The sequence below is a fragment of the Pseudomonas sp. W15Feb34 genome, assembly GCF_023127765.1.
GTDB classification, from domain to species: Bacteria; Pseudomonadota; Gammaproteobacteria; order Pseudomonadales; family Pseudomonadaceae; genus Aquipseudomonas; species Aquipseudomonas synxantha_A.
In genome coordinates this window covers 219,246-226,030 of the sequence record NZ_SPKN01000042.1, presented here as the reverse complement: position 1 = coordinate 226,030, position 6,785 = coordinate 219,246, and the positions used below count along the sequence as shown (strand labels likewise).

At 56.5% G+C, this 6,785-nt stretch carries 7 protein-coding genes and 1 rRNA gene; 4 read left to right on the top strand and 4 right to left on the bottom strand.

Going from position 1 to position 6,785, the window contains the following annotated elements:
- Positions 1 to 152: 152 nt before the first annotated feature.
- Together rrf and E4O97_RS20025 are read left to right on the top strand one after the other, a co-directional pair.
- Positions 153 to 268 (top strand): 5S ribosomal RNA (gene rrf, locus E4O97_RS20030).
- A gap of 317 nt (positions 269 to 585) precedes the next feature.
- Positions 586 to 1,965, top strand: coding sequence for an MFS transporter (locus E4O97_RS20025; RefSeq protein WP_005790600.1), 1,380 nt, complete (start codon positions 586 to 588; stop codon positions 1,963 to 1,965).
- A 58-nt stretch (positions 1,966 to 2,023) separates the two neighbouring features.
- Here the strand turns inward: E4O97_RS20025 and E4O97_RS20020 are convergent, their stop codons facing one another.
- The 4 genes from E4O97_RS20020 to flgA all read right to left on the bottom strand — a co-directional run bounded on the left by E4O97_RS20020 (position 2,024) and on the right by flgA (position 4,611).
- Positions 2,024 to 2,773 (bottom strand): flagellar brake protein, encoded by a 750-nt coding sequence (locus E4O97_RS20020; RefSeq protein ID WP_005790597.1) that lies wholly within the window; start codon positions 2,771 to 2,773, stop codon positions 2,024 to 2,026.
- Between the two features lie 96 nt (positions 2,774 to 2,869).
- Entirely contained in the window at positions 2,870 to 3,340 is a 471-nt protein-coding gene (locus E4O97_RS20015; RefSeq protein ID WP_216091990.1) for a flagellar protein FlgN, read from the bottom strand.
- Between the two features lie 48 nt (positions 3,341 to 3,388).
- On the bottom strand, positions 3,389 to 3,712 hold the full coding sequence (gene flgM / locus E4O97_RS20010; protein ID WP_032879838.1) for a flagellar biosynthesis anti-sigma factor FlgM: 324 nt from the start codon (positions 3,710 to 3,712) through the stop codon (positions 3,389 to 3,391).
- 143 nt (positions 3,713 to 3,855) lie between these two features.
- The gene (gene flgA, locus E4O97_RS20005) at positions 3,856 to 4,611 is read right to left on the bottom strand and encodes a flagellar basal body P-ring formation chaperone FlgA (RefSeq protein ID WP_248162027.1); all 756 of its coding nucleotides are present in this window, start codon (positions 4,609 to 4,611) and stop codon (positions 3,856 to 3,858) included.
- A gap of 74 nt (positions 4,612 to 4,685) precedes the next feature.
- Here flgA and E4O97_RS20000 point away from each other — a divergent pair, with 74 nt between their 5' ends.
- Positions 4,686 to 5,618, top strand: a complete 933-nt coding sequence (locus E4O97_RS20000; protein ID WP_005790590.1) for a chemotaxis protein CheV — start codon at positions 4,686 to 4,688, stop codon at positions 5,616 to 5,618.
- 42 nt (positions 5,619 to 5,660) lie between these two features.
- Positions 5,661 to 6,488 carry a protein-glutamate O-methyltransferase CheR gene (gene cheR, locus E4O97_RS19995; RefSeq protein ID WP_005790588.1) on the top strand — a complete coding sequence of 276 codons (828 nt, stop codon included), beginning with the start codon at positions 5,661 to 5,663 and terminating at the stop codon, positions 6,486 to 6,488.
- The last annotated feature ends 297 nt before the right edge of the window (positions 6,489 to 6,785 follow it).

Sequence of the window (6,785 nt, the reverse complement as noted above, 5' to 3'; positions counted from 1 at the left end):
ACCCAAGCAATTTGACTACTCTAACGAGCATCAGATTGCGGTGTGTGAAGACCCAATGAACCGAAAGTTCGACGTTCACAAAACACCGAAAACTGTCACATACCCAATTTGCTGAAGCGAGGCCAACTGGTCCCGACTCAGTACCCGAATTTCTTGACGACCATAGAGCATTGGAACCACCTGATCCCATCCCGAACTCAGCAGTGAAACGATGCATCGCCGATGGTAGTGTGGGGTTTCCCCATGTGAGAGTAGGTCATCGTCAAGATTAAATTCCGAAACCCCTGTTTGCTAACGCAAACAGGGGTTTTGTTTTGGGCGGTCGAAAAGTACCGAGCTATTCAATACCCACAGCTTTTTGCAAAGCCTCAAAGATCAGTCGAACCTTGCAGCGCTTCAGGGTTCACAGCAGGGGCGTCATGTATTTATCTCTATCGTTGTGTACCTACAGACACAGGTGCAACGTCTGAGCTCTTATGCAAAATAATCCCCGGAAACAGGCCGCACCGCCTGTCCGGACCCGACCACCCGGACTATCATGCCGATAGCCCAATCCCTTACCGCAAGGAGCCGCTCGGAACGCCGATGCGCCAGATCTGGAAATCTTTTCGAGCCCTTTATTTCGCCTCTTTGATGATGCTGATTGGCTCCGGCCTGCTCAGTACTTACCTGGCCTTGCGCCTGGCGGCAGACAATGTCGACAGTTTGTGGGTCGGTGCGCTGATGGCCGCCAACTATTTTGGCTTGGTACTGGGCGGCAAGATCGGGCATCGCCTGATTGCCCGCGTTGGACATATTCGTGCCTACGCGACTTGCGCCGGAATCGTCGGCGCGGCAGTGCTGGGTCATGGCTTGATTGATTGGCTACCTGCCTGGATCGTGCTGCGGATAATCGTCGGCCTGGGGATGATGTGCCAGTACATGGTTATCGAAAGCTGGCTCAATGAACAGGCGGATGCCAAGCAGCGTGGCGTAGTGTTCAGCGGCTACATGATCGCGTCCTACCTCGGGTTGGTACTGGGGCAGTTGATCCTGGTTATGCATCCTCACCTTGGGCTTGAACTGCTGATGTTGGTCGCGCTGTGTTTTGCGTTGTGCCTGGTGCCTGTGGCCATGACCCGACGCATTCACCCCGCGCCCCTGCACCCGGCCCCGATGGAGCCCCGTTTTTTTATAAAGCGTGTGCCACAGTCTCTTAGTACGGTGCTGGGCGCGGGCTTGATCGTTGGGTCGTTCTACGGTTTGGCGCCGCTCTACGCGTCTCAGCAGGGGCTGACGACTGAGCAAGTCGGCTTGTTCATGGGGAGCTGCATTTTTGCCGGCTTGGTCGTTCAGTGGCCGCTGGGATGGCTATCGGACCGCTATGACCGCGCGCTGTTGATTCGCTGCTTTGCGTTGTGCCTGGCCGTAACAGCGTTGCCGCTGGCGATCATGACTCAAGTACCGCTGGAAGTGCTGTTTGTGGCAGGCTTCTTCTGTTCGCTGGTGCAATTCTGCCTTTACCCATTGGCAGTGGCTTTTTCCAACGATCATGTAGAAGGTGATCGTCGGGTTTCGCTGACGGCCATGTTGTTGGTGACCTACGGCATAGGCGCCAGTATCGGCCCACTGCTGGCGGGCGTAGTGATGAAGTTGTTCGGCAGCCAGATGCTCTACGCGTTTTTCAGTTTGTGTGCGTTGATCCTGGTATGGCGCATCCGCCCCAAAGCAGTGACCAACCTGCACCAGGTCGACGACGCCCCGCTGCATCACGTGGCAATGCCTGACAGCATGTCCAGTTCACCGCTGGTAGCAGCGCTAGACCCACGGGTGGATGAGCAAGTGGTACAGGAGCAGATGCAGGTCACTGTCCCTGACCCGGAACCCGAGCCAGACCCGGTAACTGATGAGCCAGCCAATGAAGAGCCGCAGGAGCCGGTGGACCCGGATGAACATCCCCATGACTTGAGCAGGGCACGCCCCTGAACGAAAAACGGGCAGTTCCTATCAGGAACTGCCCGTTTTTTATTTCAGCGTCCCAACCTTAAAGATCATCGTCCTTGTCGAAGCGCCGAGCCTCGCGCTGCAGCTGGTAGACAAAACGCTCCACCTGGCGCTGCACCAAACCACTCATGTTGTGAAAGCGCACGCCAGCAAAGGTCGTGTTGATCTTGTCTTCGAAGTGCAGGTAGCGCAGTTCGACGGAGGTGGTCATGCTGCCAAAGGGCAGGGCGGCGATAAACCGGTCATAGACCTGGCCCAACTGCAGGCGCTCGGAGATATCGCCCTCAAAGCGCAATTTGCAGCCGGTGGCGGAAATGTCCAGAAGTTTGCCGCTGATCGGTGCCTTGAGCTTCTCGCCGCCCAGTTCGATATTCACCAATTGCGCAAGTTTCAGCGCGGCGCGAAATGCATTGCGCCGCTGATGGTAAACCACTTCATCAGGCATGCTGCCGCTATAGATACGGTGGCCGTCTTTTTCGCTGATGTTCAGCGTGCCATTGCTTTCCCAGGCAACCCGTACACCTTCATGGAAGCCTTCGATACGAAAGGGTTCGCCGTTCTCGAGGTAGCGCTCACCGTCTCGGGGGATCATTTCATCCAGGGCCAGCGTTTTGCTGTCCCGATCAATATCCACCAAATAGCTTTGAAAGCGCTGGCTGCGTTCGTGGAAAGTGATGATCAGCGGATCATGGCTTTCTTGCAGCATCCGTAATGTGCTGGCGACTTCCAGAGGCGTAGTGAGCACCTTCGGTGGCTGCGGTGCATCTTCCGCATTAGGGGCGTTGAACACGGTTCTTCCATCTCCAGACAAAGTACGACTACACGCAAGAACCGGCATTTTGCCAGTATGTAGCGCTCCTTGGATAGGTCGCGCTGTAAACCGGTGTCAGGCTTGGCTGCGGGTACTTGGCTTGACCAGGCGAGAGGTGGAGCCTTGGGCGTTGTACAGGGCCGGAGGCTCACCACCGTGCAGTATGCGCAACTGATTGGCGGTCGTGGCTTGCTGAAGCTGGATTGATTGGCCGTTGAGCAGGTTGGCTTCCTGGCACTGGGCAAGCAATTGATTGAGTTCTTTGCTTTGCGCCAGTAGTTGATCACCGACCGAGGAATGGCTGGCCAGTTGTGCCAGGCCTTCGTGATCGGCAGGCAGGCCCAGGCTGATGAGTATCTGGCTGCGCTTCTTGCCGTGTTGTTCGAGCAACACAATCAGCGACTGCTTGCGCGCCAGGATTTCTTCGAGCAAGGGCATGTCCCGGCCGTACAGGGCCAGGGATTCTTCCTTGAGCAGCTCAAGCAACTGGTGCGTGGGCGTCAGATCATCAATGATCAGTTGAAGCAGATGTTCGTCGTGGTGCATGGCTGGCCTTGGGTTTTAAGCGTCCAAAAGCCCTGCGCAGGCTTTTGCCTAGCGCTCGGCTTCGAAGTTAAGCAGCTTACTGGCTACACGGCTGCTGTCGACTTTATAGCTGCCGTCGGCGATGGCCTGTTTCAACTCAGCCACGCGAGCTTTATTGACAACCGGCTGATCACGCAGCGAGTCAGTGACCTTCTGCAACTGTTGAGCCTCATTGCTCAGGTGTACCGATTCCCCGCTCTGGCTGGCGCTGGCCTGCTCTGCCTTGGCGGGCAGGGGCTGGGACTTGGCTTCTACGCTGTCCTTGGCACCGTTGGTGCGCGTATTGCCCGGCAAAGCCTGGGTGCTATTCAAACGACTGAAATCAATGACCATGGTGAAAAAAACCTCTGGGTATTTGGACGCTTGCCATGTTTTCGGCCATACCCGGGCAAACTTTAGGCTCGATTGACAATAAACCTGTACCGCTCGACATCCAATACACAGTGTAGGAAAAGCCGGGCTGTGATTCCAGTGATCTATAAAGCAACTTCGACCTGACCTGGCGCCGTGACCCGCGCCTTGATCACGCGATTGGAGTTGAGGTTCTTGACGCGAATCTGTTCGCTCATGCCGCCGTTGGACAGTGCCTCCCCTGGCATCCTTACGTTCAGCCCGCCACTGCTGGCAGAAATCACCACCTGGTCACCCTTGCGAATCACTTCGGCCTGTTCCAGATGAACCAGTGTGATGACTTGATCGGTGACCATTGGTCGGGTGAGTCTCTGCCCGATAGCCTGGTCCACTGAGGTCAGGTAGCCCTGGTTGATCAGGCTGATATCGCGCTCGCGCAGGGCCACATCCTCGTAGCCGATGATGCCGGTGCGTTTCAACGGTCGCGCGACCACTACCACATCGCGGAACAGCTTGACCTGAGCCGGCACGAATACCGTCCAGGGCGAGGCGCCTTCACAGCGAACTTTTACCGTTACGCGTCCGATGGGCTGGGTAGGGCTTTCCAGCGTGGCTGTCAATTCCTTGTCGCACATCGGCATGCGCAAGCGCGGGTCCAACTGGCTGACCTGAATTTCATAACGTCCCGGGGTCTGCGTGGTCGCCAGATAATCTTCTACAGTGAATTCAAGAAAACCCTGGGTGACGCCGATAAGGAGATCAGGCAGGGTGACATTGTCGGCGCGTGCGGTAGCGCCAATGCTCAAGGCAAGCAGCGCCATCACGGTGCTGAACAGCCTGCGGTGGCTAGGGCGTCGGGAAACTGTCGTTTTAATATCCATGTTTAATAAATAGCAAAGCTCGTGCCGTTTAGTGTTGGGTGCGCGTCGTACCCCCAGGATTTAGGAGTCAGGGCATGGCAGGTGTAATGGATTCAGTAAACCAGCGCACACAGCTGGTAGGGCAGAATCGCCTGGAGTTGTTGCTTTTTCGCCTGGATGGCAAGCAGTTGTACGGCATCAACGTATTCAAAGTGCGGGAGGTGCTGCAATGCCCCAAGCTGACGATCATGCCCAAGTCCAGCCCAGTGGTGTGTGGCGTAGCCAACATCCGTGGTGCAACTATTCCCATTCTTGACCTGGCGATGGCCACGGGCTCGGCGGGTTTGCAAGACCGCCAGAACCCCTTTGTGATCATCACCGAGTACAACACCAAGACCCAGGGTTTCCTGGTGCGCTCGGTGGAGCGTATCGTCAATATGAACTGGGAAGAGATCCACCCGCCGCCCAAGGGCACGGGGCGCGATCACTACCTGACGGCGGTGACACGGGTCGATAACCAGTTGGTCGAAATCATCGACGTGGAGAAAATCCTCGCCGAAGTGGCGCCCACTTCGGAAACCATCTCTGTGGGTGTGGTGGATGCCGAGACTGCACACAAGGCGGTGTCTCTGCGCGTATTGACCGTGGACGACTCCTCAGTGGCGCGCAAGCAGGTCACACGCTGCCTGCAGACCGTTGGTGTAGACGTGGTGGCCCTCAATGATGGTCGTCAGGCCTTGGATTACCTGCGCAAGCTGGTGGACGAAGGCAAGAAGCCCGAAGAAGAATTCCTGATGATGATCTCCGACATCGAGATGCCGGAAATGGACGGCTACACGCTCACGGCCGAGATACGCAACGATCCACGCATGCAAAAACTGCATATCATCCTGCATACTTCGTTGTCGGGGGTATTCAATCAGGCAATGGTCAAGAAGGTTGGTGCTGATGACTTTCTGGCCAAATTCCGTCCTGATGACCTCGCATCCCGGGTAGTCGACCGGATCAAGGCAGCAGATCACGGCTAGGGGATTTCCCCCGGCGATCACACGATTTAAGAGGCGGTATCATTGTCTACGGGTAATTTGGATTTCGAACAGTTCCGGGTCTTCCTGGAAAAAGCCTGTGGCATATTGCTCGGTGAAAACAAGCAGTACCTGGTATCCAGCCGTCTCAACAAACTGATGGAACAGCAGGGCATCAAGTCCCTGGGTGAGTTGGTCCAGCGGATCCAGGGGCAGCCGCGCAGCGGGCTCAAGGAAATGGTGGTCGATGCCATGACCACCAACGAAACCCTGTGGTTTCGCGATACCTACCCCTTTGAAGTGCTCAAGAACAAAGTGTTGCCGGAAGCCATCAAGGCCAGTCCTGGCCAGCGCCTGCGTATCTGGTCGGCGGCTTGTTCCTCGGGGCAGGAGCCGTACTCGATCTCGATGTCCATCGACGAGTTCGAGCGAACCAACATGGGCCAGTTGAAAGCCGGCGCGCAAATTGTTGCTACCGACTTGTCCGGCACCATGCTCACCAACTGCAAGACCGGTGAGTACGACAGCCTGGCCCTGGGCCGCGGTTTATCCCAGGAGCGCCTGCAGCGTTACTTCGACCCCAAAGGCGCCGGGCGCTGGGCGATCAAGGCACCGATCAAGAATCGCGTGGAGTTCCGCTCGTTCAACCTGCTCGACAGCTACGCCAGCCTGGGCAAGTTCGACATGGTGTTCTGCCGCAACGTGCTGATCTATTTCTCGGCCGAAGTGAAGAAAGACATCCTTTTGCGTATCCACGGCACGCTCAAGCGCGGCGGTTACCTGTTCCTCGGTGCTTCCGAAGCGTTGAATGGCCTGCCGGACCATTACCAGATGGTGCAGTGCAGCCCGGGGATCATCTACCAGGCCAAGTAAGTCGCACGCAGTTAAAGTGTGGGAGGGGGCTTGCTCCCGATAGCGGTGGTTCAGTTGATGTCTTTATCACTGATACACCGCTATCGGGAGCAAGCCCCCTCCCACATTTGTTTCTGCGGCAACGTTGAAGAAAGCGGCAACTCCCCATTGCCGCTTTACTGTCACTATGTGGAAAACGCTTGCCGCTTTTCTGGCATAGTCGCCGGCAACTACCCTCGAAACCCTTGATATACGGGCCTCCGCAAGATTGGCACGCGCCTTGCTATAACCCTGCTAACGAACAGCAGGTCAGCCTAA

Coding starts and splice junctions, on each gene's coding strand:
- E4O97_RS20025 (WP_005790600.1), top strand. CDS start 586: ATGCGCCAGATCTGGAAATCTTTTCGAGCCCTTTATTTCGCCTCTTTG.
- E4O97_RS20015 (WP_216091990.1), bottom strand. CDS start 3,340: ATGCACCACGACGAACATCTGCTTCAACTGATCATTGATGATCTGACG.
- flgM (WP_032879838.1), bottom strand. CDS start 3,712: ATGGTCATTGATTTCAGTCGTTTGAATAGCACCCAGGCTTTGCCGGGC.
- flgA (WP_248162027.1), bottom strand. CDS start 4,611: ATGGATATTAAAACGACAGTTTCCCGACGCCCTAGCCACCGCAGGCTG.
- E4O97_RS20000 (WP_005790590.1), top strand. CDS start 4,686: ATGGCAGGTGTAATGGATTCAGTAAACCAGCGCACACAGCTGGTAGGG.